Raw genomic sequence first — 24,381 nt, 5'->3', positions numbered from 1 at the left:
TAAAACCTCATACATTAAAATTGTGATTGTGCTCTAACCGAACGGTGTTTCGGCGACAATACTTAGCATGTCTTTTGCCAATTTCGGATGGCAAGCAATCATGACAGGCTTTTTAGGATTAATTTGGTTCAAGACAAAGCGCTCGCCTTTGGCATCCAGCAATACACCGCCGGCTTCATGCAAAATCAAATCCGCCGCAGCGATATCCCAATCATGCGCATTTGGCTTGATATATGTGGCAGCCATCTTGCCGGTCGCCACCATCGCAACACGATAGGCAAGTGAAGGCACATGCGGATGACGTTTATAAAAATCGGTGGTCTTAGCGTCCATTGCATCAATGAAAACACGCGCACCGCCAATAATGAGAGCACTTTTTTCAGGCAGTTCAGCTTCTATCTTGATTGTCTTGCCATTCAGCTCTGCGCCGCCGCCTAAAATTGCCGTGTAGGTTTCGTCACATGCCGGGCAGACAAGTACGCCGACGACCGGTCGGCCATCTTCAACAATCCCGACCGATACACACCAAACCTTTGACCCGTTAATGAAGCCGCGCGTGCCATCTATAGGGTCAACTATGAATGTGCGTTTTGAAGCTAGCCGAACAGATTTATCAGCATCCAGTGTTTCTTCGGAGAGCCAGCCATAATCAGGGCGGGCGGCTTTTAAATGTTCTTCAAGGTAAGCGTTGACAGCATAATCAGCGGCACTGACCGGCGAGTCCCCTGCTTTCATCTGAACATTAAGCTGTTTATCGCCATGAAAATATGGCAATGCCAAGTTGCCTGCATGTTGGGCAATTTTGACAATGAGCTCCAAGTCTTCCTGATAACTGAATTCGCTTTCAGCAGTCGACAATTTTTCATCCATACTTAGTTGCCAGCCAGTGTCATTTCGGGAACCAGAATTGTCGGCGCAGAAGTGCTATAATTTCTGTCCAAATCATTTGCAGGTACCATTGTCATAAACATGTCTTTTAGATTCGATGCAATCGTAACTTCAGAAACCGGAAATGCAATTTCTCCGTTCTCAATCCAAAAACCTGAAGCGCCACGGCTATATTCTCCCGTAACCATGTTCACGCCCTGACCAAAAACTTCGGTAACATAAAAACCGGTACCAATCGCTTTGAGCATTTCATCCGGCGTCTGGTCCCCCGGCTGCATCCATACATTTGTTGATGAAGCACCTACCGACGTACCGCCGCGTGCGCCCCGACCATTGGTTGGCAGCCCAAGTTCATTGCCGATTGATGTTGAAAGGTACCAATGTTGCAAAACACCGTTTTCAACCATTGTCAGCTTTTCGCCGCGCACACCCTCGCCATCAAATGGCCTTGAAGCCTGTCCGCGAACGATGTTCGGATCATCAATCACCGTAATTTTCTCGCTGGCAATCTGCTTACCCATTTTTTCTTGCAGAAAAGAGGATTTCCTTGCCACTGACGCACCATTAATTGCGCCATTTAAATGCCCCAAAATCCCGCGCGACACACGCGGATCAAAGATGATTGGCACACTTTGAGTGGGCATTTTACGCGGGTTCAACCGCTTTACAGCACGATCACCTGCCGATTTTCCAATATCAAAGCGGCTATCAAGATCGTTGTAGTAGATACGGCTGGAGTAATCATAATCGCGCTCCATCGCAGTGCCCTCACCGGCCACAACCGATACAGAACAGCCAAAGCGGGTTCCAAAATAACTGCCTTGGAAACCATGGGACGTCACAAGCACCAATCCCCCGACACCGGCAGATGCACCCGCGCCTGATGACCGTGAAACACCGGCTACATCCAGCGCCGCCGTCTCTGCCTCAAGTGCGTCTTTAGACAGCATTTCCGCTGTAACACCGGTTTTGTCGTACAGATCAAGATCAGCAAAATCAGTCGCCAGTTTATTCGCATCGGCCAGAGCGTTAAAAGCATCATCGGGAGAAACTCTCGCCATCGCAACAGCGCGTTCAGCCAGCATATCTGGGTTACTGGATGTGGCCGCAGAAACGCTGGCTACTTTTTTGCCAACGAAAACACGCAAAGACATATCATCCGCTTCAGAAGCATCTGTGCCTTCAACCTTGCCATTACGCACCTGAATTGATGTCGATCTCTGGCGCACAGCAACCGCATCGCTTGCGTCTGCGCCTGCACGCTTGGCGGCTTCAACAAGTGCGGCAGCATGATCGATCAAGCTTTGTGCGTTCTCCGGCATAATATCTCCGATTGATAATGCGCTTCGCGCGCATGTTGAATGCTTGTCTTCTGGCACAAGATACGTGCAATATCTATCTATGGATGACTCGTGAATTCATCAAGTTTTAAGGCAATCTAATTGTTCGTTCACGCAGCGATCAAAAATGCAGCAGTTTGTAGAGGAACAGAAATATGGCTGGGGGTGAAGCACCTGCATTGTTTAGTGAAGCTGTCCTGATTTTGGGTTCAGCTGTAGTTGCCGCACCGCTGTTTAAGAAATTTGGCCTTGGTACAGTGCTCGGTTATCTCGCTGCGGGCGTAGTGATTGGCCCCGTTCTACGCCTCGTTACAGACGCGGAGGCGGTGCTTCAGGTTTCCGAACTCGGCGTTGTCTTTCTGCTGTTTATCATAGGGCTGGAGTTAAAACCTTCGCGTTTATGGTCATTGCGGCGGGATATCTTCGGCATCGGATTACTGCAAGTTTTCCTAACAGGTATCGTCCTCACATCTCTGGCGATCGCTCTGACAGGCAAGGGTGTCGCCGCATCAACCGTTATCGGTTTTGGTTTGGCCTTGTCATCAACCGCTTTCGCGCTACAGGTTCTGGAAGAGCGCGGCGAGATGAACAGGCGTCACGGACAGAAGTCGTTTGCAATTTTGCTATTCCAGGACCTTGCCATCGTACCGATGCTAGCAGTCATTCCTCTGCTTGCACCGTTTGCCACTGAAACTGACTCAAATGGCTTGTTGGAATTCGGCAAGGCTGTTGGTGCAATCCTGCTGCTCATTGTGGCAGGCCGTTATCTGTTGACCCCTTTATTGCGCATAGTCGGCAACACAGGGGCACGCGAGGCCATGCTTGCAACGGCACTATTGGTGGTGCTCGGCTCTGCATATTTGATGCAATTGGCCGGCCTCTCCATGGCTATGGGCGCGTTTATTGCCGGTGTTATGCTGGCAGAGTCATCTTACCGTCATGAACTTGAAGCCGACATAGAACCTTTCAGAGGCTTATTGCTTGGCCTGTTTTTCATTGCGATTGGCATGAGCCTAAATCTCAGCGTTATTGTGGATGAATGGCTTGCAATCATTATTGCGGTACCACTTCTCATGATCACTAAATCAACTGTTGTGTTTTTGCTCTGCCGCATATTCGGCAATGATTACAATGTCTCTCTACGCACTGCGATGGTACTGCCGCAAGGCGGCGAATTTGGCTTTGTGCTTTTTTCTGCCGCTGCAGGACTGAGCATTTTTAATCAAGACACTTCTTCGTTGCTGATTGCCATAACGACTTTATCAATGGCGCTGACACCTTTGTCTGTCGCGCTTGGATCGCGGCTGGAAAGAAAAGAGGCTGCCGCAGACATGGAGGAGGATTTTGAAGGCGCAGATGAAAGTGTCGACGTGCTGATGATCGGCTTTTCACGCTTCGGTCAGATTGCATCGCAAGCGCTTCTTGCAGGCGGCAAGGAAGTTACAATCATTGACAACTCCGCTGACCGTGTTCAATCAGCCGGAAAGTTCGGCTTCCGCATCTATTTTGGTGATGGAACGCGCAAGGAGGTTCTGGAAGCTGCCGGTATCAGCCGTGCGCGTGTCGTTGCAGTTTGTACGCATAACATGGCAGTGACCGACCGCATTGTGGATCTTATTCGCGCAGAATACCCCGAACAAAAGCTTTATGTGCGGTCCTATGACCGCACTCACAGCTTGAGCCTGCGCTCAAAAGAAGTTGAATACGAACTTCGCGAAACATTTGAATCTGGCCTCTTGTTCGGCGCGAGCACACTCGAAGCATTGGGTTTAAGCGAGGACCAATCCCGCGACATCATCAATGATGTGCGTCGCCGCGATGAACAACGTCTTCGCATTCAAGCCAGCGAAGGGCTGGCGGCGGGCGGCGATATGATTCATACCACACCTGTGAAGCCAGAACCTCTTACCAAACCGAAACAAGAAGGTCGCATTGTGAATGTTGAAGAACATCACTCGAAGAACGGAGCCAACGCTTGACTGATAAATCACTAACACCCTTTCACCTGGCGTTTCCGGTTCGTGACTTGGAGGAAACCCGCGCTTTCTATCATGATGTTCTGGGGTGCACGCCCGGGCGATCATCGGAAACGTGGACGGATTTCAGCTTGTTCGGGCATCAAATGTCCGCGCATCTTCGAGAAGATATGCAGCCTGCACATAGTGCAGGGTCGGTGGGCAATGATATTGTGCCTATTCCCCATTTTGGCGTGGTGCTCACAATGACCGACTGGAAAGAGCTTGCTGCCAGACTTGAGGCCTATGCTCATACTGACTGGATCATGAAGCCAAGTCTGCGCTTTGAAGGTCAAGCCGGTGAACAGGCAACCCTCTTCATCCGTGACCCCTCCGGAAATGCACTTGAGTTCAAAGGCTTTAGCTCGATGGAGCAAGTGTTCGCCGTATAACCGCATCAGGCAAGATATGCGCGAAGCGCTGATATTTTTGACACAAGCGGCGAGGCTCGCGCACTTACAATTTTCCTGTGTTAATTTGCTGCGATAAGCTTTTTGTTTAACGGCGCTTTATTTATCGCCAATGCGGCGTTCGATAATCTTGGCTAAAACGGCTGAGGCAATCACTGCGATTTTTGAAACGCGTTTACAGCATCATCTAGAGAGCGCTTTAGTTCTTCACGCACATCTTTGGAATCTTCGAGGATATTCTGCGCCTTGAAAAAATCCTGAACCCTGTATTTCGATACATTCGGGCGCAGGAAAATATCCGGCGGCGTTATGGCCAGCTTATTTGTCAGGATGGACTGCATCATTAACTGGCTTGCACCGTAAATACTGTCGATGGCCTTGGGGGCCTTAGTCACATCACCAATCGGTGTACCGACAACATCAATGCCGATAATAAGATCCGCACGGCCGATCAAATGATCAAATGGCACGGGATTGTAAAAACCACCATCAACCATGTAGCGTCCATCTATTTGCACTGGCCGGAATACCGCCGGAATAGAGGAAGACGCTGCTATCGCATCAATCAGATTACCATCATTGTAGATCGTTTCCTTGAAGCCGTAATAGTCTGTCGCGCTGACAGATAAAGGTATTTGGAGTTCGGCAAATGTCTCTTTGATCTGTGGCGGCAGAAAAGCTTTGAGGATTGTTCTACCGTCGAGCTGGCCGAGACTAAATTCATTGTTGAACATATTGCCGAGACCGCTCGGCCTTGCTTTGAAATAGCGTGTCAGAGCGCCAGTTCTATTGCCCGCCAGTTCGAGCGCATATTCGTGTATTTCTTTGCCCGACATACCGGAGGCCATCGCCGCGCCCATAATAGCACCGATAGAAGCACCGGAAATCGCAACCGGCTTTATACCCAGCTCATCAAGGATTTCTATAATATGAATGTGTGCATAGCCCCGCGCACCGCCGCCGCCAAATGCGACAGCAATGGTCGGCCCGCTGCTTTGGGATAAGTCAGCCGCTTCATCCGGTTTTTTAAGCTCAGCCATGGTTCATAAATTCTCGATCTGCTTAATAAACCTTACAATACTGGTATTTGAGCTTCGCTCATCGATCAACTGAAAACCATCTGGCAAGTTAAACGGTGCCTTTGAGGCTTCTTCCAATATAATAAGAGCGTCTTCGCGCAACCAACCACCATCTTTAAGAGACACAAGTGCTGCTTCACCCATTTGCCGGTTATAAGGCGGGTCCATGAAAACCAGATCAAACAGCTCCATTGTTCCAACCGGGCCAAGCTTCGTTGCATCACGGCGAAATAACTTGGTTGATCCTTGCAAGCCAAGGGTGTGCATTGTTTCACGTATCAAACCACGCCCTTGAGCACCCATCTCAACAAACAGGGCAAAAGATGCGCCCCGCGACATAGCTTCGAACCCGAGGGCGCCAGTACCTGCAAAAATATCGAGTACGCGCCCGCCCTTGAGCTTGTCGGAATATGCATGTTGCAAGATATTAAACAGGCTTTCACGCGCACGATCTGTCGTCGGCCTTATATCATTTGATCCGGCTTTAGGACTTGCAATCGCACGCCCTTTATATTTGCCGCCAACGATACGCATAACCGTCTTCTAGTCCTTCTTGCCGCGGTGAGGTCGCCGGTTCGCCGGCGGCTTTCCAGATCTAGAACGTTCGCCTGCTTTCCATCTGTCGCTGCGCTCATTTGGTTTACCGGCCGGCTTTGCGCCTCTTGGCTTTTTATCGCCGCTGCCTGCAGAAGCTGATGCGTCAAACATTTTGGCGCTGCGCTTTTTGCCGTCTTCATTTTTAGCGCCAAACATTCCTTTCGAACGCAAGCCGCCGTCACCTTTAGGGCCTGATCGACGTGGACCACGCCCTTCGGCTTCATCGTCGTTGCGCTTGCCTTTCGGGCGTGCGCCCGGTGCCATCCACACATTCGCTGAACGGTTCGGACGGGCTTCACGCTTTGGCTTTTCTATTCCCGCTTTTTTTGCACGATCTTCAGATGGTGCCTGCGTTGACCAGCCATCACGGTCACGTTCACGCTTATCAACTGGCTTTACATATTTACGTCCGGCTTTTTTTGCTTCTTTGCGTGCCTGCTCTTCAGCCGCTTCACCCAGAAGTTTTGTGCCTGAGACCCAGTCACCACGACGGGAAGCTTCGATACGTTTGTCTTCGGCAGGTTTGTTACTGCGTACCGGCGCATTCGGGAAAGCATTGGTCACGGGTGCATCAAAGTTTGCACCGGATTCTTCAATCAAACGTTCACCAAGCTGTTCGCGCAGTGTGCGTCCTTTGACTTCCAACACTTCGCCTTCCCCCAAATCGCCAAGCTGGAACGGACCAAATGAGATGCGGATAAGCCGGTTAACATCAAGGCCAAGTGCGCCCATAACGTTTTTAACTTCGCGGTTTTTACCTTCGCGCAAACCAACTTCAATCCAGACATTGCTGCCTTGCTCGCGCTCAAGGCGGGCATCAATTGAAGCATAAAAGATACCGTCGACAGCAATGCCGTCTTTTAGCTGATCAAGCTGTTGCTGCGTTACCTTGCCGTGGGCGCGCACGCGATAACGGCGAAGCCAACCTGTTTGCGGCAATTCCAGAACACGTGCCAGACCGCCGTCATTGGTTAAAAGAAGCAGGCCTTCAGTGTTAATATCCAGCCGCCCCACAGAAACAACACGGGGCAGTTCTTTCGGCAAGCTTTCAAAAACAGTTGCCCGCCCTTCTGTATCTCGGTTGCTTGTCACCAATCCGCCCGGCTTGTGATACAGCCAAAGACGTGTTCGTTCGATCGTCGGAATAGGTTTTCCATCAATCAGAATTACATCGCTGTCGCTCACATTTAGAGCCGGTGAGGTGAGCGTTTTTCCATTGACCTTAATACGGCCATCCACAATCAGCGCCTCTGCATCGCGGCGCGATGCAATGCCTGCCCTCGCCAAGCGTTTCGCAATGCGTTCTGTTGGACGCGTAGCCGCGTCGGTTTGGTGCGGCTTACTCTTAAAGCTGCGCTTATTATCATTCTTGTTCATCGGGTATTGCCTTGGTTGTTACCGCTCCCTAACAAAAGAGGGCAAAATTTGCGAGAGAAAGTTTGAGTATGACCGCTGCTACGCCAAAAGAAAACTTTATGGACATTGCTTTGGCCGAAGCCGAACTGGCAGGTTCGATGGGTGAAGTGCCAGTCGGCGCCGTTATCGTCCTTAACGGTGAAGTCATTGCGCATTGCGGAAACCGGACACGCACCGACCATGACCCGACAGCTCATGCTGAAACGCTCGCAATCAGACTTGCAGCCCAAAAACTTGGCCGGGAGAGACTGGAAGGCTGCGACATGTATGTCACTTTGGAGCCATGCTCTATGTGCGCCGGTGCCATATCCCATGCACGCATTCGCCGACTTTATTTCGGTGCGCGTGATGAAAAGGGAGGCGCTGTTATTTCCGGAACACGTTTCTTTGCAAGCGAAACATGCCATCATTCACCAGAAGTATATGATGGAATTTCAGGCGATGCGTCAGCGCGACTTCTCAAAGAATTTTTCTTAAACCGAAGATAGCCCAGCTATTAGAGCCAAGGGAACAGACGTCTCAGACCGGTTTTACCTTTGCCCTGTGCGCGCTTGCGTGCCCGCTCTTTTTTCGCTTCTGTTTCACCCAACTCGCCAGCGATTGCTGTTGATGCAGGCTGTGTATACTCGGCAGGTGGATCGGTAAGGAACACACGGCCACCGCCGGTAGCACCGCGCCCCGGGCCAGCAGACGAGCCAAGCGCATCCGCATCTGCACGGTTGGTCACAAAATTAGCACTGCGCTTGCCGTTTTCGATGTCAGCCAAAATACGCTGACGCTTTTGTTCAGGAGATTCCGGCCATTCAGCAGAACTGTCCGCAATGTTTTGTTGCGGCGCTGGCAGAGATGACGTGTCGGCAGGCTTTACAATATCAGGACGTGGTGTGTACTGAATTTTTGCTTTTCCATGATCGGCCGGTGCCAATGAAAGCGCACCACTTAAATCATCCATTAAATGCTCGCCAGATGTTTTGCCTGTGCCATATGTCGGCCCCATACAGCCAGCCACAGAAGCTGCAACAGCAACGACCGCACCCGTTTTTACGACATTTTTAATCATCAAACTCAACACCCCGTTTGCTCATTATATTGAGCTGCGCACGACACGCATTCATCTTCAGATTCCGCGTTAGACGCGAAATCTGACTTTTTCGTGGTTGCTCATATCACAAACACTGTATTGCAAGCAATGAGCTTATAATTTGCCCAATTGCTTCAACTCCTGAAGAACCTTTGCATCGCGTGCGGATACTTCCGGAAACTCAGGATCAGTGCCAACATCATTCGTCACACGCCAAGAGCGCGCGCATTTATCACCTTTCGCCTTTTGCGAGACAACAGCTACGCCAGCAACATCATCGAGTGTAAAGGCATCATCAGGCACAGCACCGGCGCTGATCATAATATCAGACGTGATACAGATTTCCTCCATATCAAGGCCTTTGATCGCCGCACTTAGTTCTTGATTATTAATGTAAACAACAGGCGCAGCTTCCAAAGAAGAGCCAATGCGTTTTTCGCGGCGCTCGATCTCTAGGGCACCGGTCACAACGCGTCGAACCTGACGTACTTTTTTCCATTTTGCAGCAAGAGCATCATCGCGCCATTCATCAGAACATCCGCGGAATTGTTCAAGGTGCACAGACTGCGCATCGGGATAACGGCTCAACCATGTTTCTTCCATTGTAAATGGCAGAATTGGTGCCATCCAAGTGACGAGACGGTCAAACAGAATGCCAACAACTTGAAGGGCTGCCTTGCGGCGGACCGAAGACGGACCATCACAATAAAGTGCATCTTTGCGTACATCGAAGTAAAAGGCCGATAGCTCGAGTACCATAAAATCCAACAAACCGCGCGTGATACGCTTGAAGTCGAAATTATTGTAATTGGAATTCACCAGCTTATCGAGCTCCCAGATACGATGAAGCATCAACCGCTCCAGTTCCGGCATGTCGGCAAAAGCGATTTTTTCACCCTCATCATGGGCAAGGGTGCCAAGCATCCAGCGCAGCGTGTTACGCAGTTTGCGGTAGCTATCGATATTGGTTTTGAGAATCTCTTCTCCGATACGCTGATCTTCCTGATAATCAGTCGAAGCAACCCAAAGGCGCAAAATATCTGCGCCTGACTTTTTGATGATGTCCTGCGGGAACATCTGGTTACCGAGCGATTTGGACATTTTGCGTCCATCTTCTGCCATGGTGAAGCCGTGCGTAATCACCGCATTATAAGGAGCCCTACCCCGTGTTCCAGAACTTTCCAGCAAGGAGGAGTGGAACCAGCCGCGGTGCTGGTCGGAACCTTCGAGATACACATCCGCCGGCCATTTCAAGTCTTCGCGCTGTTCCAGACAGAAGGCGTGGGTTGAACCGGAATCAAACCAGACATCAAGAATATCGTCGACTTTTTGCCAATTCTGCTGATCTTCAACAAGACCGTCCAGAAAGCGCTCTTTTGCACCTTCTGAGTACCATGCATCCGCACCGTCGGCTTTAAAAGCGTCTACAATGCGCTTTGACAGTTCGTCGGACTTTTCAAAATCAGGACCAGGGATAACCTGTCCCGTTTCCTCATTGCGGAATACCGTAATTGGAACGCCCCAAGCACGCTGACGCGAAAGTACCCAATCAGGACGTCCTGCAATCATGCCACGCAGACGGTTTTTACCTACTGCAGGTACAAAACGGGTCTCTTCAATCGCAGCCAGCGCAGTATCACGCAGCGTGCCTTTTTCACACACGCCATCTTTGTCCATATAGACAAACCACTGCGGCGTATTACGGAAGATGATCGGCTTTTTAGAACGCCATGAATGCGGGTATTCGTGTTTGATACGCCCACGGCTGAAAAGGTTGTCTCTTTCAATCAGAGCAGCGATGACACGTTTGTTTGCATCACCCTTTTTGCCCTTGTGATCAATAACTTGCGCGGCACCACCGTCACTTTCCGGACCAAAACCCGGCGCATCATCTGTGTAAAAGCCCTGATCATCCACGGTAAACGGAATTGACGCATCGATACCGCGCGCTTCCAGTTCATTGCGCATTGAAACCCAAATTTCAAAGTCATCACGGCCATGGCTTGGTGCCGTGTGCACAAAACCCGTACCCGCATCATCGGTTACATGGTCGCCATCAAGCATAGGCACATCGAATTCATAGCCACCGCCATGACCACGCAGCGGGTGGGAGAGTGTGAGCGAGCCAAGTTCATCGGCAGAAACATCGCGCAGTTTTTTGAATTCCAGCTTTGCTTTTTCAAAACATTCGGTCGCCAGCTTTTCTGCAAAGATGAGTTTGTCACCGGCCTGCGGACCGAAATCATGCTCGGCTGCTGTCACTTCAAAAAGCGCATAATTAATACGGCTGGAATATGAAACCGCACGGTTGGCCGGAATTGTCCAAGGTGTGGTTGTCCAGATGACAACGGAAGCATCTGTCAATAAATACTTCTCTTTTGCATCCGACAATTCGCCATCGCCTGTCCAGCCGTCAGTATCTTCAATGGCCTTACTTAAGCGGACAAGCTCTTCTTTTTCGGCACCGCTATTGTCTTTTTGAGAAGCAATCGGAAACTTCACCCAGATTGCGTCAGACTCATACATTTCATATTCAATTTCGGCTTCTGCCAAAGCGGTCTGTTCAACCACCGACCACATAATCGGCTTTGAACCGCGGTAAAGCTGACCGGACTTGGCAAATTTCATCAACTCGTTGGCGATGATTGCCTCGCTGTCAAAATTCATTGTGAGGTACGGATTCTCAAAGTCGCCGGTGATGCCCAGTCGCAAAAACTCTTCGGACTGAACACCAACCCAATGGGTGGCAAAATCACGGCATTCCTTACGGAATTCGTTGATCGGCACTTCGTCTTTGTTCTTTCCCTTTCCGCGATACTGCTCCTCGATTTTCCATTCGATTGGAAGACCGTGACAATCCCAACCCGGCACATAATTGGAATCATATCCGCGCATCTGAAATGACCGTGTGATGATGTCTTTTAGTGTTTTGTTCAGCGCATGACCGATGTGCAAATTGCCATTGGCATAGGGCGGACCATCATGAAGTACAAATTTCTCGCGGCCTTTGGCATCTTCACGCAAGCGCTTGTAGAGATTCATCTCATTCCAGCGCTCAATGATTTCAGGTTCTTTCTTGGGCAGGCCAGCGCGCATCGGATAATCTGTCTGCGGCAAATTGAGTGTCTTGGAATAGTCGATCTTGTTATCGGCAGAATCGGTCATGGTGATTTATCGGTCATTTCTGGCGCGACTTACGGTGTATCGGCGCGGCATTGCAGTTGTAATGAAAAAGGGCGCATATTGTGAATGCGCAATATCCCGGCCTTACATCGCTGCTACGAGCGGTAAGCCGGGCCTATAATTCGTATTATGATGGCTTCCATAAACATGGTTTTCCCATAGCAACGCTTGATTAAAAATAAAAGCTTTAATCAGCGACTGTTTTATCCAGCTTGGTATAGATAATCTTTTTCATAGCAAGCGTCATCGGTTTAGGCGCAATTTGCCCCAGAAAAGCAATTTTTTTGCTGCACCGCCAAGAATTGAATGCGCCCTGCCCTTTTTAATATCACGCAAAATCAGTAATGCAGCCTCATCCGGTGTCATGCGTTTTTCCGCATCTGCACCTTCAGGCGAATGGCGCGCTGCATGATCGGTCTTAAGCGGACCGGGAAAGATTGCCGTGACTTTAATGTTAAATTTTCTTTGCCACGTTTTGCGGACTGCTCTTGCATAAACAGCCAATGCATCTTTCGAAGCCGCATAGCTTGCCGCGCCCGGATAGCCGGTAAAATGGGAAAGCGACGAAACAAAGCCGATATTGCCGCCGTGATTGATTTTTCCAAACTTCATCAATGCTGCACATAAGACCATCGGGGCCTCCGCATTAACAGCGATAATGCGTGCATGACTAGCTGTCGAAATGTCTTCGAATTTACCCGTTGCCGAAATACCGGCATTAAATATGACCAAATCAAAACCTGCTTGCGCTGTTAAAGCATCCAGCGCTTTGTCCACATCCTCACGGCTCGATAAATCACAGTATAAATATCCAGCTTCACTGATTACTTTTGGAGGATCACAATCAAGATTTACAACCTGAAAACCGTCAGCCAAAAGCGCATCACATAGCGCTTGACCAAGCCCGGCGCTTCCACCTGTTACAAGCGCTCTCATAGATTTCGCCCCAACCTGCTACCGGCACTGGCATAGCGGCGAAAAGACAACGTTAGAGGCGAACGCTTAGAGGCCATTGCAAATTCCATCATTGCGGCCATTGATGACGGGCGCATGAAAATCGAACGTAACCGTCCCGGATCGTGTCCGGCCTTTGCGTGCATATCTGTTCTTGTAGGTCCAAGATGCAAGATTTGCACTGCAACCCTGCTTTGCCATTCCGATCTCAACGCACGTGCAAAAGCATTGAGCGCACCTTTGGAAGCCGCATAGGCGGGGAACAGAGCCTGGCCCTTATGCGCGACAGAGCCCACGATTGATAGCGTACCGCCAGCCTTGGCCAGCCATGGATAAAGTGTCCGTGACAGCAATATCGTAGCCGTCAAATTGATATCCATCGTCTCCCGAAGCCGACCAATATCGTCAATTGCATCTTTGACGGCGAAACCTGTGCCTGCATTTAAAACAACGTTATCGAGCTTTACCCAACCGGCTTTGAGCAATGCTTCTGCAATGGTTTTTACTGCGGTTTCAGGTTCGCTTTGTGATGCCTGCACATAAATGAGGTCAGAAGAAAACGGCTCTGTAATATCCGTCTGCGGGCGACTGCCGGTCACCATAACATCGTGATGAATACTCAATCTGTTGGCGAGTGCGAGACCTATCCCCGAAGAACCGCCTGTGATGAGTATCTTGCGGCGCATCAGGCACCATCTTTGCCGAAAGTCAGTTGCGCGTCCAAAGGAGAAATCGGCTCAATATCTGCCAAGACATTGCGGGCATTTTTTTCATCAATTTTCATCTGCTCGATCAACGGATCAAGACCATGAAATTTTTCTTCGCCGCGCAGGAATTTAACAATGCTTACGGTACAGACTTCATCATAAAGATCACCTTTGAAATCCAGCACGTAAGTTTCAAGAAGCGGCGCCCCTTTATCCGTTACGGTTGGCCTGCGGCCAAAGCTTGCTACGCCATCGAGTATCGTGCCGTCCTCACGATGAAAACGCACAGCATAAATACCGTGTGCAAGGGGCGTTTCGGCCGGAAGTGACATATTGGCCGTAGGATAGCCGAGCGTGCGGCCTAACTGCTCACCGGCGATAATCGGCGATGTAACCCGATAGCGATAACCCAGAAGCGCATTGGCTGCATCGACATCGCCCTCGGCAAGCTCTTGGCGAATTCTGCTGGACGAAATTACCTCTGAAGTGTGATCGCGTTGAGCATCAACAAGCTTCACCTGAAAGCCGTTTTGCTCACCGGCCTGCATCAAATAGGCAGGCCCGCCCTGACGGTCTTTGCCAAAATGAAAGTCGAACCCCGTTACCACTGCTTTTGCACCCAAACGAGCAACCAAAATATCATTGATAAAGGTGTCTGCGCTCTGTTCCGAAAACTCTTTTGTAAACGGCAGTTCTATGATGGCAGCAAATCCGATCGACTCTACAATCCGGGCTTTCATACGCGGCGGCGTGATGCGTGGCAGTTTGATCTTCGATTGAAAAAACGAGCGCGGATGCGGTTCAAATGTCAACACCAGCGCCGGCACATTCATTTGAGCAGCTAAATCAAGCGCTGTTTTCAAGACAGCCTGATGACCGCGGTGCAACCCGTCGAAATTACCGATCGCAATAACACCACCGTGAAAACCTTTTGGAAGATCCGTCAGGTCTTGAATGCGTACAAAGCCCGCCATCTCAAATCATGCCAACTTTGTCATTGTAGCAACCGGAACTGCGTTGTGCTCATCAAGGTACGCATTAAGTTTATTTTCATCCGGTGCGCCCGGCCGACCATATTCGCGGCTGTGAATACCATCGGAGATAAATAGCAGGTCCAGATTGTTATCCATCGCACCTTTGACATCAGTTGGCATGCCGTCTCCAATGGCAAGAACACGGCTGCGATCCACCTGTGCGTTCAAAAGCTTTTCAGCGATGCGAATAGCTTCCTCATAAATCGGCTTATAAGGCTTACCGGCGATATAGGTTTCACCGCCAAGTTCAGCATAAGCGCGCGCCAATGCGCCCGCGCAAAAGATAAGACGCTCGCCTTTCTCCACAACGATATCGGGGTTGGCGCAAATAAAAGGCAGATCACGATCCTTCATCTGCTGCAGGCGATCAGTATAATCATCCGGCGTTTCGCTATCATCATCAAAAAGACCGGTGCAAACAACAACGTCAGCATCTTGTTGATCAACCAGATCAACCTCAAGACCTTCATAAATCGCCATATCTCTTTGCGGACCCAGGTGAAAAACCTTGCTTGAGCTGTCGGCGATGAGCGTGCGCGTCACATCACCGGATGTGACAACCGCATCATATGCCTCTGACGGGACGCCAAGCAGACCCAATTGCTCAATGACTTTTGGTGAGGGTCGCGGGGCGTTGGTTATAAGAACAACTTTGACACCGGAATCGCGCGCGCGCATCAACGCTTTATAAGCTTGGGTCCATGCATCGACACCATTATGAAGCACGCCCCATACATCGCATAAGATGACATCATAGTTCGGCAGAAGCTCATCAAGCCGTTTAATTCGTAGTGTTGGCAATTGAAGACCTCAAAATCTCATAAGCATTTCATGCGTAGCATTCTTCGCAATAGACGAAGACTTTGAGATTGTCATCCTTCTTGGCCATAAAGATATTATGACATGTCGTACAGATAATATTTATCTGTACAACGACAGATGAAGGCGGTGCCGTTACGGCAGCTTAAGATACGGTATGCCCCGCACCCAACATTTTTCGGTCAATGGATCGGTTAGTGTGAATTCAAGATCAAGATTTGAAATGAACCGCAGCGGAAAATAACGGTCAACCTTTATGATCTTATGCGTCCTGTTTGCGCTAGGGTTGAAATCAAACACACCGAGATAGTTGAGTGCCGGCGCGATGTATAATGAGCCATCGACAAACACGACTTCAAGCCCCGGTATTTTAAGACCATCCGGAACTTCGACATATTCGCCCGGCTTAGGCTCGTTATTCCGGTCCATATCGCGGCCGTGGCGCCAGTATGACCATTCGATACGGCCTTTTATCTTATTGCCATCCAACGGATCCTCAATAATTCTCAAGACCCGAATTGCAAATCTGAAGTCCAAAGCACCGTTGCGTGTAAAGTCGTTACCACCTGAACGTAAACGACGGGCCCAGTTGCCCGTCTCATAGGAGGTGTACACAAGCTCGGCTATCTTATCGAGCTGCGAACAGGTGACATTCTTGGTTTGAGAAGCAAGTATATCGCCCATCGCGTAATAATTACGCGTGCCGCGTTTGTACTGCGTATAAACTGTGCCAGCATCATATGTTAAAAATGCCATTGAGGCGAAAATCGGCAAAATAAATGCCATTTCAACAGCGATAGAACCCTTGTCGTGCCGCCCGAAACGGATAATTTTGCGTTTAAGTGCGTTACGAATATTCTGGAAAATTCCCCTATACTTTTGCATTTTAATAAGGCTCCGTCATGAAAGTCAGGCCAGCGGTCACTTTCATATTGTCTTCACCAAAAATCGCTTCTCCAAAAGCAACACTTGGAACTTGGATTTGAGCTTCAAGGCGCATTAAAATACCTGAAGCCCCACCATCGAATTCTCCGGAATCCTCTGAGTTGGCATAGCTTTTGTAGTCTTCGTCATACTTTTCCATCTCCAGCTTGATTGTATCCAAGCAGTTGGGGATGCTGGCTTTTTTGCAAATTTCTTTTTTGATATATTGCTCGGGTGGAGGATTTCCGGCAGCTGCAAACCTCTCATAGATGTGGCCGGTACGCATATCGTAAATCACATCTTCCAATGCCCGCTGGGCTGAAGAATTGACGTAAATAAAGAATGAAATTTCGAAAATCGCAGCCATAAGCGCGAAAAAAGCAGGCGCTAAAATAGCAAACTCAATTGCTGCTACGCCGTCTTTCTTTCCTGCAAATTTCCGTAATATTTTCATCATTACTAACTTGTCATCCACCTTTTTTGAAAAGCTACTTCAAAAAGATTTCTAATTAGTAAGTGCAGTAATCCACAATTTACCAATCGTAAAAACGGCCTATTAACGGCTTTAGATTAAGTTGTGCCCATCACAATTCATTTTGGTGGATACAAGTATGGCTAAAACCAACATTCTGCGCAGGTTCCGCGATGACAAAAGCGGCTCGGCTTATGTGCTCGCTGCTTTGGCGATTGTACCTATGTTTGGCATGATGGCGCTTGCTGTCGATTATACCAACCACGACCGCATAAAGACAGATCTTGAAACCGCAACAGAAACTGTTGCCTTGCACCTTGCCAAGCGCGTGGCACTAAATCCGAATGGAAGTCCGGGAGATTTTGAGGAAGAAGGCAAGAAGATCCTTGAAGAACTTGTAGACGAACCAGTGACTTACGATAAATTTGCTGTCGATGTTACTTCAGGTAAAGTGCAAATTGTCGCGAAAACGCAAGTCAAAACTTATTTCATGCATTTGTTCGGCCACGAGAACCTAGCAGCCAAAGTGCAAACTGAATCCCGCTTCGGCCGACAAAGCATTGAGGTGGCTATTGCTATCGATAATTCCGGCTCTATGAATATTAATGCCGCAGGTATCGGCCTACCGTTTAAATCCCGTATGGATTCTGCCAAGTCGGGTGCCCGGACATTAATTAAAACCGCCACTGACTCCATCGCCGATTTGCAAAGTGCGGAAATCAAATTCTCGCTGGTTCCCTGGAACCATCACGTGCGGGTTCCTAATAAATATCTAGGATCCGGCAATTCGCAAGATGCATGGTGGATTGATTGGGAAGGCAAATCTGTCGATCATTTCCGCTATCTGGCGCCTTACAAAGCGTCCGGAAGCAGCAAAGGCGACATGTACTACGAAATGCCACGCCGACAGTCTGACTGGCCGGAAGCAAAAAGCGATGAGTGGGTATATTATGACCCGAACAAATTAAAAGACGTTTTGCCGCTAACGCCAAATGGTCAGGGTGTTGACCTTGTAACACTAAAAAACCAGCCAGGTATCGGAATCGTCACACGCAAAGACGTGTTTAACCGGTTTCACAACGCATCTTGGAAGGGCTGCTTTGATCACCGCGCAGGTGAATTTAGAGAAACCTTTGATGCGCCAAACCCGCAAATCGGCAACTCGCTGTATTTGCCGCACTTTGCGCCCGATGAATATGATTTTGACGGCTGGGACGGATATAGATACTGGCGTATTAATTACATCGATGATGTGAACGCAGAAAGTGACTTTGAACCCCACAGATACGGCTTTGGCTATACGACGCTTGAAAGCTCTGACTCAAGCGATGGCGATCATCTGTCTACACGACAGAAGCATTACAAATTCACGAACGACGACATTTATCGGGCTCGTACTTTCAACACACCAAAGTATGTTGGGAGTAAAACCTATACACGTAATACGACGCTGTGGGGTAGCTATGGTCGGGAACGTGTAGGGCCAGATATGGATTGTATCGTTCCTCCGATGCTAGGTTTGAGCGATGACGTCGACGGCATCAACAACAACAAGAGCGATGGTGAACTTGCCAAAGCAATTAAGGACATGACACCAAATGGTGCTACTGATCTGTCAATAGGACTTTCATGGGCAATGAACACTCTGACGCCTTGGGAGCCAATGAGAGGTGCCGGAGATTTCAAGGATACACAGAAAATTCTCGTTCTTATGACCGACGGCGACAACACAATCAATTTTCCAAATGAATACGCATATGGTCACTCACCGCATGGTTACGCCATCGACGATCCTTATGATAAAGGCTGGGGACTTTACGGCCCCCCGAGCTCAGATGCAGCAAACGGCATGCTGGATGATGTTGCGAAGGGAATGTGCACCAATATAAAATCTATGGGTGTTAGAATTTACTTCATTTATTTTGGCGCCACTAAATACAGCACACGTGCGGGCAAACTGATGAGTCATTGCGCCTCATCGCCTCAAAATGCGATTTGGGCAAAAACCGATATTGATTTAGAAAAAGCGTTTGAAAAAATCGGCGGCGATATCGGGCGCTTGCGCCTGACCAATTACAGCGATTGAGCACAATACCAGTGTATAATAAGGGTGCGGTTGAGGAAATTCAGCCGCATTTTTTTCTTATCGCCCGCTAATTTTGACGCATTTCATATAGCGGCATATTGACTCTGAATTCACTAATCACTATCTCCGGCTAGCACTCACTAAAGGCGAGTGCTAACGCAAAATTGTGTTAATTGATCAACTAATTTTAAGGGTAAAATCATGGCTGAGGTGAATTTTCGTCCGCTGCACGACCGGGTAGTCGTTCGTCGCGTCGACTCAGAAGAGAAGACAGCAGGTGGCATCATCATTCCTGATACTGCTAAAGAAAAACCATCTGAAGGCGAGATTGTTGCAGTTGGCAACGGCGCACGCGATGAAAGCGGCAAAGTTATTGAACTGGATGTTAAAGTTGGCGACCGCGTTCTGTTCGGCAAATGGTCCGGCACAGAAGTTAAAGTCGGCGGTGAAGACCTTCTTATTATGAAAGAAAGCGACATCATGGGCGTTATTGGCTAACCCCAAGCGCTTTCGCTTTTCACTTTAAAACTTTTTATTGACGGGCTCGTCCCGAGGAGAATTTGAAATGGCTGCTAAAGAAGTAAAATTCGGCCGCACAGCGCGTGAACGTATGCTGGCTGGCGTAAACATTCTTGCTGATGCTGTTAAAGTTACGCTTGGCCCTAAAGGCCGTAACGTCGTGCTCGATAAGTCTTTCGGCGCACCACGCATTACTAAAGACGGTGTTTCTGTTGCAAAAGAAATCGAACTTGAAGACAAGTTCGAAAACATGGGCGCGCAGATGCTCCGTGAAGTTGCTTCAAAAACCAACGACATTGCTGGTGATGGTACAACAACAGCGACTGTTCTTGGCCAATCTATCGTTCAGGAAGGCCACAAAGCTGTTGCTGCTGGCATGAACCCGATGGACCTGAAGCGCGGTATCGACATGGCTGTCAGCGAAGTTGTTGCAGACCTTATTGCAAAAGCAACAAAGATTAAAACTTCTGACGAAGTTGCTCAGGTTGGTACAATTTCTGCCAATGGCGAAAAAGAAATTGGCGACATGATTGCCGAAGCTATGCAGAAAGTCGGCAACGAAGGTGTTATCACTGTTGAAGAAGCTAAAACTGCTGAAACAGAGCTTGAAGTTGTTGAAGGCATGCAGTTCGACCGTGGTTACCTGTCACCTTACTTCGTGACTAACCCGGAGAAAATGGTTGCCGATCTTGACGATCCATACATCCTGATCCACGAGAAAAAGCTTACTAACCTTCAGGCAATGCTTCCAATCCTTGAAGCTGTTGTTCAATCTTCACGCCCGCTTCTTATCGTTGCTGAAGACGTTGAAGGCGAAGCTCTTGCAACGCTTGTCGTTAACAAGCTACGCGGCGGTCTTAAAATTGCAGCGGTTAAAGCACCAGGCTTCGGCGATCGCCGTAAAGCAATGCTTGAAGACATCGCTATCCTGACTGGCGGCCAGGTGATTTCTGAAGAACTTGGCATCAAGCTTGAAACAGTAACACTCGACATGCTCGGCACTGCGAAGAAAGTGAACATCTCTAAAGAGAACACAATCATCGTCGACGGCGCCGGCAAAAAAGAAGACATCGAAGGCCGTGTCGCTCAGATCAAAGGCCAGATCGAAGAGACTTCTTCTGACTACGACCGTGAAAAACTCCAAGAGCGTCTTGCCAAGTTGGCTGGCGGTGTTGCTGTTATCCGCGTTGGCGGTTCAACAGAAGTTGAAGTTAAAGAGAAAAAAGACCGTGTTGACGACGCATTGAACGCGACACGTGCTGCGGTTGAAGAAGGTATTGTTCCTGGTGGTGGTACAGCACTTCTGCTGTCATCAATTAGCATCAAGTCAAAAGGTGCGAATGCAGACCAGGAAGCTGGTATCAACATTGTTCGTCGCGCTTTGCAGGCTCCTGCCCGCCAAATCGCAACCAATGCCGGTGAAGAAGCTTCGATTATCGTTGGCAAAATTCTTGAGAAAAACGAAACAAGCTACGGCTTTAACGCTCAGACAGCCGAATATGGCGACATGATCAAAATGGGCATCGTTGACCCGGTTAAAGTTGTCCGTACAGCCCTTCAAGACGCAGCATCTGTTGCTGGCCTCTTGATCACAACTGAAGCGATGGTTGCAGATGCGCCATCAAAGGAAGGCGCTTCAGCCGGCGGCGGCATGCCTGATATGGGCGGCATGGGCGGCATGGGTGGTATGGGCGGTATGATGTAAATGCCGCTGGCAACTTACACATAACGCTTCCACTCTGGAAACACGAAAGCCCGCCGAGTAATTTCAGCGGGCTTTTTGTATGAGCGGAAAACAATATACTAGTTGGTGTTAGGAACTTAATTACGCGAAATTTTTAAGCACGTGAGGCAGATCTATCGGCTTGGAAAATATTGGCGCGGCCGGCACTTTGTCATCTTCCAAGAAACGTGAAATTTGTCCTGTCACATAGGCAAATTTGACGCCTAAATCCGCGAGCTTGCGGGCAATTGGAGCACTTGTCCTATCGCCAAGATTGTAATCAAGCAACGCATAGTCCGGTGTGCGGTTTTCCAGAATCTTTTCTGCTTCTTCCACGGATCGCGCAACACCGATTACCTCGTAACCTTCTTCGATCAGCGATTCTTCCAAATCCATCGCCAAAAATACATCGTCTTCCACAATCAAAAAGTGTGATTTATTGGACATAATTATTTTACCACCCTTTCTCGTTTGTGGTTTCGCTTTCGAATATTAACCGCATAGAATGAAATTCGTTCCGTTATGTAACACTATCTGCCCATTATGCTTAACCGGAGGTAAATGTGAAGTTATGCGCGCCGTACTTCCATTTGATCTCTGAACAGCCCCATTTGGCCAATTGGTAATATAAGCTGAAAGAGCGCAGTTTACCGAAGCCATTAAATTTTAAGCATTTCGTGAAAGCTTTTCCATAAATGAAACTTTCAAGGCAGCCAAATGCAAGACACCGCAGCAACGGCGCAGTTCGATCAGGCGCAGGAATATCATAACCTCATCGACGGCCTTAATGTTGGTTTTGCCATATATGGGTCAAACGGTCAGTTACTGACTGCAAATGAAAATTTCTATTCATTTCACAGCATCAGTAAAGATGATGTCTATATCGGAATGACGATGCTCGAGGTAATCGGCTATACGGTAAAGTCCAAAAAGTTCGGCAAGTTTGATGCGCAAACAATCTACAAAATGGTCACGGATACTTTCGAGAGAGGTGAAGCTTTCAGGATTGAACTCCTTGATAAGCATGAACGCAAATTACGTATTTCAAGGCATTTAAAACCAAATAGAATGGTCGTGGAGACCATTGAGCATCTCTTTACAGACACGACATCAAATAATTTCAATCAGGATCAAAATCTCAAACATGCTCCGAGTTTGACAATAGAAGAGCTAACGTCGGCTCTAAATCGTACCGCTGATGGCTTTGGTCTTTTCAGTGCAGAAGGGCAACTCTTAGCCTACAATAATAACTATGTGAGTTTGAACCCTGATATTGCCCATGCCATTCGTATTGGCGCACGTCACACCGACATAATTGCTGCTGTTTTTGATAGCGGACAAGTTAATTTGAATGGTATGACCCGTGAACAGTTTCACGCCTATGCTGAAAGAGAACGACTAGCGCCGACAGGGGCCACAGCGCACCAGAACAAAGATGGCAAATGGGTTCGTTTCAGTGCGCATCGTCTCGAAAATGGCTGCACCATTTTCAATGTTTCAGACATCAGTCAGCTTAAACATCATGAATTACTTACAAAAGACCTTAGCCAACAGGCAGCAACGCAGGAAGTGCAGCTTCACTACGCGCTTGCCAATATGTCTCAAGGTCTGGCCATGTTTGATGAAAAACAGGAAATACTTGTCTGGAACGACCAATATCTGAAAATGACCGGTGTTGATCCGGCATTGATAAAAAAGGGCATGCCGCGCCTCGACATTCTGCGCAGTTCAATCAAGCGCGGCCATTACTCAAAAGAAAAAGCTATCGAAACTCTCAAAATGTACAAGGATAAAGGCTTTACCGGCAAGGAAAGCATCAACCATCATTTCCTTGCAGATGGCCGTATCATCGAAGTGCACAATCGGCCAGTCTCCAACGATTATACTATTGTGACCATGTCGGATGTAACACAGCGTGAGCACGATACATCACAATTGGCAAAATACACAAAAAGTCTCGAACGCTCGAATGCGGAACTACAGGACTTTGCTTATGTTGCTTCGCATGATTTGCAGGAGCCTTTGCGAAAAATTGAAACATTCGGCGACCGCCTGGCCCAAAAATACGGCAGCACGTTGCAGAAGGATGGCGCTCTTTATCTGGATCGTATGCAACATGCAGCATCGCGGATGCGCCAGCTCATTAATGATCTGCTCACCTACTCGCGCGTGACCGAGAAAAAACGACTGCTTATTCCCATCGATTTGAACACGGTCATTGAGGGGGTTTTAAATGATTTACATATACAATTGGAAGATACCCGCGCCACGATTGATATCAACGGGCTGGCAACGATTGATGGCGATGCAAGCCAGTTACGGCAATTATTTCAAAACCTGATCAGTAATGCCCTGAAATTTAGAAAAAGCAATGTACAGCCAATCATACAAATAACGGGTGAAACTGTTACAATCGAAGATAAATTAGGAACATCTAAAGATATTCATCACATTAAAATTACGGACAACGGCATCGGGTTTGACAATCGCTTCAAAGATCAAATTTTTACAATTTTCAAGCGTTTGCACGGACGTATGGAATATGACGGCACCGGCATAGGACTTTCGACTTGCAACAAAATTGTCGAACAGCATTTCGGGACGATTGAAGCGGATGGCCAAGAAGGTATTGGTTCTACATTTGAGGTGCGTATTCCTGTGAAACACGCAAGTGAAAGTAAAAGATGAGCGAAAGCAGTAAAGTCAAAATTCTAATAGCCGATGATGATGCGGACGATCGTATGCTCATCGCGGATGCTTTCGAAGAAGCTCGCTTGGACAATCCGATTGATTTTGTTGTCGACGGGCTGGATTTGCTCGACTACCTGAAACGGCAAGGCAAATATGAAGGCATGGAAGGCGAACTTTTACCGAGCCTGATATTGCTTGATCTAAACATGCCGCGAATGAATGGTCGCGCAGCACTAGAGGAAATTCGCAAAGACCCCAATCTAACGGCAATTCCGATTATTGTCCTGACAACATCGAAATCTGAAGAAGATATACTCCAAACTTATAATCTGGGTATTAATTCATTCATTACCAAGCCAGTCACATTTGACCGGCTTGTGCATGTCGTACAAATCCTGAATAAATATTGGATAGAGATCGTATCGCTTCCGGAAAAGCGATAA

The 24,381-nt window shown here is 48.4% G+C and carries 22 protein-coding genes; 8 read left to right on the top strand and 14 right to left on the bottom strand.

Annotation, left to right across the window (positions count from 1 at the left end; genetic code table 11):
- Positions 1-33: 33 nt before the first annotated feature.
- A complete protein-coding gene (locus tag SU32_RS02135) occupies positions 34-870 on the bottom strand; it encodes a 3'(2'),5'-bisphosphate nucleotidase CysQ (protein ID WP_053997681.1) in 837 nt (278 codons plus the stop codon).
- A gap of 2 nt (positions 871-872) precedes the next feature.
- Complete coding sequence (locus tag SU32_RS02130) at positions 873-2,210, bottom strand: TldD/PmbA family protein (protein ID WP_053997680.1); 1,338 nt, start codon at positions 2,208-2,210, stop codon at positions 873-875.
- A 173-nt stretch (positions 2,211-2,383) separates the two neighbouring features.
- Here SU32_RS02130 and SU32_RS02125 point away from each other — a divergent pair, with 173 nt between their 5' ends.
- Together SU32_RS02125 and SU32_RS02120 are read left to right on the top strand one after the other, a co-directional pair.
- Positions 2,384-4,207, top strand: coding sequence for a monovalent cation:proton antiporter-2 (CPA2) family protein (locus SU32_RS02125; protein WP_053997679.1), 1,824 nt, complete (start codon positions 2,384-2,386; stop codon positions 4,205-4,207).
- On the top strand, positions 4,204-4,635 hold the full coding sequence (locus tag SU32_RS02120; RefSeq protein ID WP_053997678.1) for a VOC family protein: 432 nt from the start codon (positions 4,204-4,206) through the stop codon (positions 4,633-4,635). Before SU32_RS02125 ends, SU32_RS02120 begins: the two co-directional genes overlap by 4 nt.
- Before the next feature lie 170 nt (positions 4,636-4,805).
- On the opposite strand, the gene SU32_RS02115 is transcribed toward SU32_RS02120, so the two are convergent.
- Genes SU32_RS02115 through SU32_RS02105 form a run of 3 tightly spaced genes read right to left on the bottom strand, consistent with a single transcriptional unit; the run spans position 4,806 to position 7,706 of the window.
- Positions 4,806-5,693, bottom strand: coding sequence for a patatin-like phospholipase family protein (locus SU32_RS02115; protein ID WP_053997677.1), 888 nt, complete (start codon positions 5,691-5,693; stop codon positions 4,806-4,808).
- A gap of 3 nt (positions 5,694-5,696) precedes the next feature.
- On the bottom strand, positions 5,697-6,266 hold the full coding sequence (rsmD, locus tag SU32_RS02110; protein ID WP_053997676.1) for a 16S rRNA (guanine(966)-N(2))-methyltransferase RsmD: 570 nt from the start codon (positions 6,264-6,266) through the stop codon (positions 5,697-5,699).
- Between the two features lie 9 nt (positions 6,267-6,275).
- Positions 6,276-7,706, bottom strand: coding sequence for a pseudouridine synthase (locus SU32_RS02105; protein ID WP_053997675.1), 1,431 nt, complete (start codon positions 7,704-7,706; stop codon positions 6,276-6,278).
- A 68-nt stretch (positions 7,707-7,774) separates the two neighbouring features.
- Between SU32_RS02105 and SU32_RS02100 the strand changes: the two genes are divergently transcribed.
- A complete protein-coding gene (locus tag SU32_RS02100) occupies positions 7,775-8,233 on the top strand; it encodes a nucleoside deaminase (RefSeq protein ID WP_053997674.1) in 459 nt (152 codons plus the stop codon).
- An 8-nt stretch (positions 8,234-8,241) separates the two neighbouring features.
- Here the strand turns inward: SU32_RS02100 and SU32_RS02095 are convergent, their stop codons facing one another.
- The 8 genes from SU32_RS02095 to SU32_RS02060 form a co-directional block, all read right to left on the bottom strand.
- Positions 8,242-8,805 (bottom strand): hypothetical protein, encoded by a 564-nt coding sequence (locus SU32_RS02095; protein ID WP_053997673.1) that lies wholly within the window; start codon positions 8,803-8,805, stop codon positions 8,242-8,244.
- A 135-nt stretch (positions 8,806-8,940) separates the two neighbouring features.
- On the bottom strand, positions 8,941-11,991 hold the full coding sequence (gene ileS / locus SU32_RS02090) for an isoleucine--tRNA ligase (protein ID WP_053997672.1): 3,051 nt from the start codon (positions 11,989-11,991) through the stop codon (positions 8,941-8,943).
- 261 nt (positions 11,992-12,252) lie between these two features.
- Complete coding sequence (locus tag SU32_RS02085) at positions 12,253-12,945, bottom strand: SDR family NAD(P)-dependent oxidoreductase (RefSeq protein WP_053997671.1); 693 nt, start codon at positions 12,943-12,945, stop codon at positions 12,253-12,255.
- Positions 12,942-13,649 carry an SDR family NAD(P)-dependent oxidoreductase gene (locus SU32_RS02080; protein WP_053997670.1) on the bottom strand — a complete coding sequence of 236 codons (708 nt, stop codon included), beginning with the start codon at positions 13,647-13,649 and terminating at the stop codon, positions 12,942-12,944. Before SU32_RS02080 ends, SU32_RS02085 begins: the two co-directional genes overlap by 4 nt.
- Positions 13,649-14,644, bottom strand: coding sequence for a bifunctional riboflavin kinase/FAD synthetase (locus SU32_RS02075; RefSeq protein WP_053997669.1), 996 nt, complete (start codon positions 14,642-14,644; stop codon positions 13,649-13,651). Before SU32_RS02075 ends, SU32_RS02080 begins: the two co-directional genes overlap by 1 nt.
- Positions 14,645-14,650: 6 nt before the next feature.
- Positions 14,651-15,505 carry a TIGR01459 family HAD-type hydrolase gene (locus SU32_RS02070; protein WP_053997668.1) on the bottom strand — a complete coding sequence of 285 codons (855 nt, stop codon included), beginning with the start codon at positions 15,503-15,505 and terminating at the stop codon, positions 14,651-14,653.
- A gap of 153 nt (positions 15,506-15,658) precedes the next feature.
- Positions 15,659-16,408, bottom strand: a complete 750-nt coding sequence (locus SU32_RS02065) for a TadE/TadG family type IV pilus assembly protein (RefSeq protein WP_053997667.1) — start codon at positions 16,406-16,408, stop codon at positions 15,659-15,661.
- A gap of 1 nt (position 16,409) precedes the next feature.
- Positions 16,410-16,904: a TadE/TadG family type IV pilus assembly protein gene (locus tag SU32_RS02060; protein WP_053997666.1), complete on the bottom strand. Its 495-nt coding sequence runs from the start codon at positions 16,902-16,904 to the stop codon at positions 16,410-16,412.
- Between the two features lie 154 nt (positions 16,905-17,058).
- Here SU32_RS02060 and SU32_RS02055 point away from each other — a divergent pair, with 154 nt between their 5' ends.
- The 3 genes from SU32_RS02055 (at position 17,059) to groL (ending at position 21,229) form a co-directional block, all read left to right on the top strand.
- A complete protein-coding gene (locus tag SU32_RS02055) occupies positions 17,059-19,005 on the top strand; it encodes a TadE/TadG family type IV pilus assembly protein (protein WP_053997665.1) in 1,947 nt (648 codons plus the stop codon).
- Between the two features lie 201 nt (positions 19,006-19,206).
- Positions 19,207-19,503: a co-chaperone GroES gene (groES, locus tag SU32_RS02050; protein WP_053997664.1), complete on the top strand. Its 297-nt coding sequence runs from the start codon at positions 19,207-19,209 to the stop codon at positions 19,501-19,503.
- A gap of 67 nt (positions 19,504-19,570) precedes the next feature.
- Complete coding sequence (groL, locus tag SU32_RS02045; protein ID WP_053997663.1) at positions 19,571-21,229, top strand: chaperonin GroEL; 1,659 nt, start codon at positions 19,571-19,573, stop codon at positions 21,227-21,229.
- 120 nt (positions 21,230-21,349) lie between these two features.
- Here groL and SU32_RS02040 read toward each other — a convergent pair whose 3' ends face one another.
- The gene (locus SU32_RS02040; RefSeq protein WP_053997662.1) at positions 21,350-21,694 is read right to left on the bottom strand and encodes a response regulator; all 345 of its coding nucleotides are present in this window, start codon (positions 21,692-21,694) and stop codon (positions 21,350-21,352) included.
- Between the two features lie 270 nt (positions 21,695-21,964).
- Between SU32_RS02040 and SU32_RS02035 the strand changes: the two genes are divergently transcribed.
- Together SU32_RS02035 and SU32_RS02030 are read left to right on the top strand one after the other, a co-directional pair.
- On the top strand, positions 21,965-23,935 hold the full coding sequence (locus SU32_RS02035) for a sensor histidine kinase (protein ID WP_053997661.1): 1,971 nt from the start codon (positions 21,965-21,967) through the stop codon (positions 23,933-23,935).
- On the top strand, positions 23,932-24,381 hold the full coding sequence (locus SU32_RS02030) for a response regulator (protein WP_053997660.1): 450 nt from the start codon (positions 23,932-23,934) through the stop codon (positions 24,379-24,381). Before SU32_RS02035 ends, SU32_RS02030 begins: the two co-directional genes overlap by 4 nt.

The organism is Ahrensia marina (assembly GCF_001293565.1).
Classification (GTDB): Bacteria; Pseudomonadota; Alphaproteobacteria; order Rhizobiales; family Rhizobiaceae; genus Ahrensia; species Ahrensia marina.
This window is presented reverse-complemented; position numbering and strand designations above follow the sequence as displayed.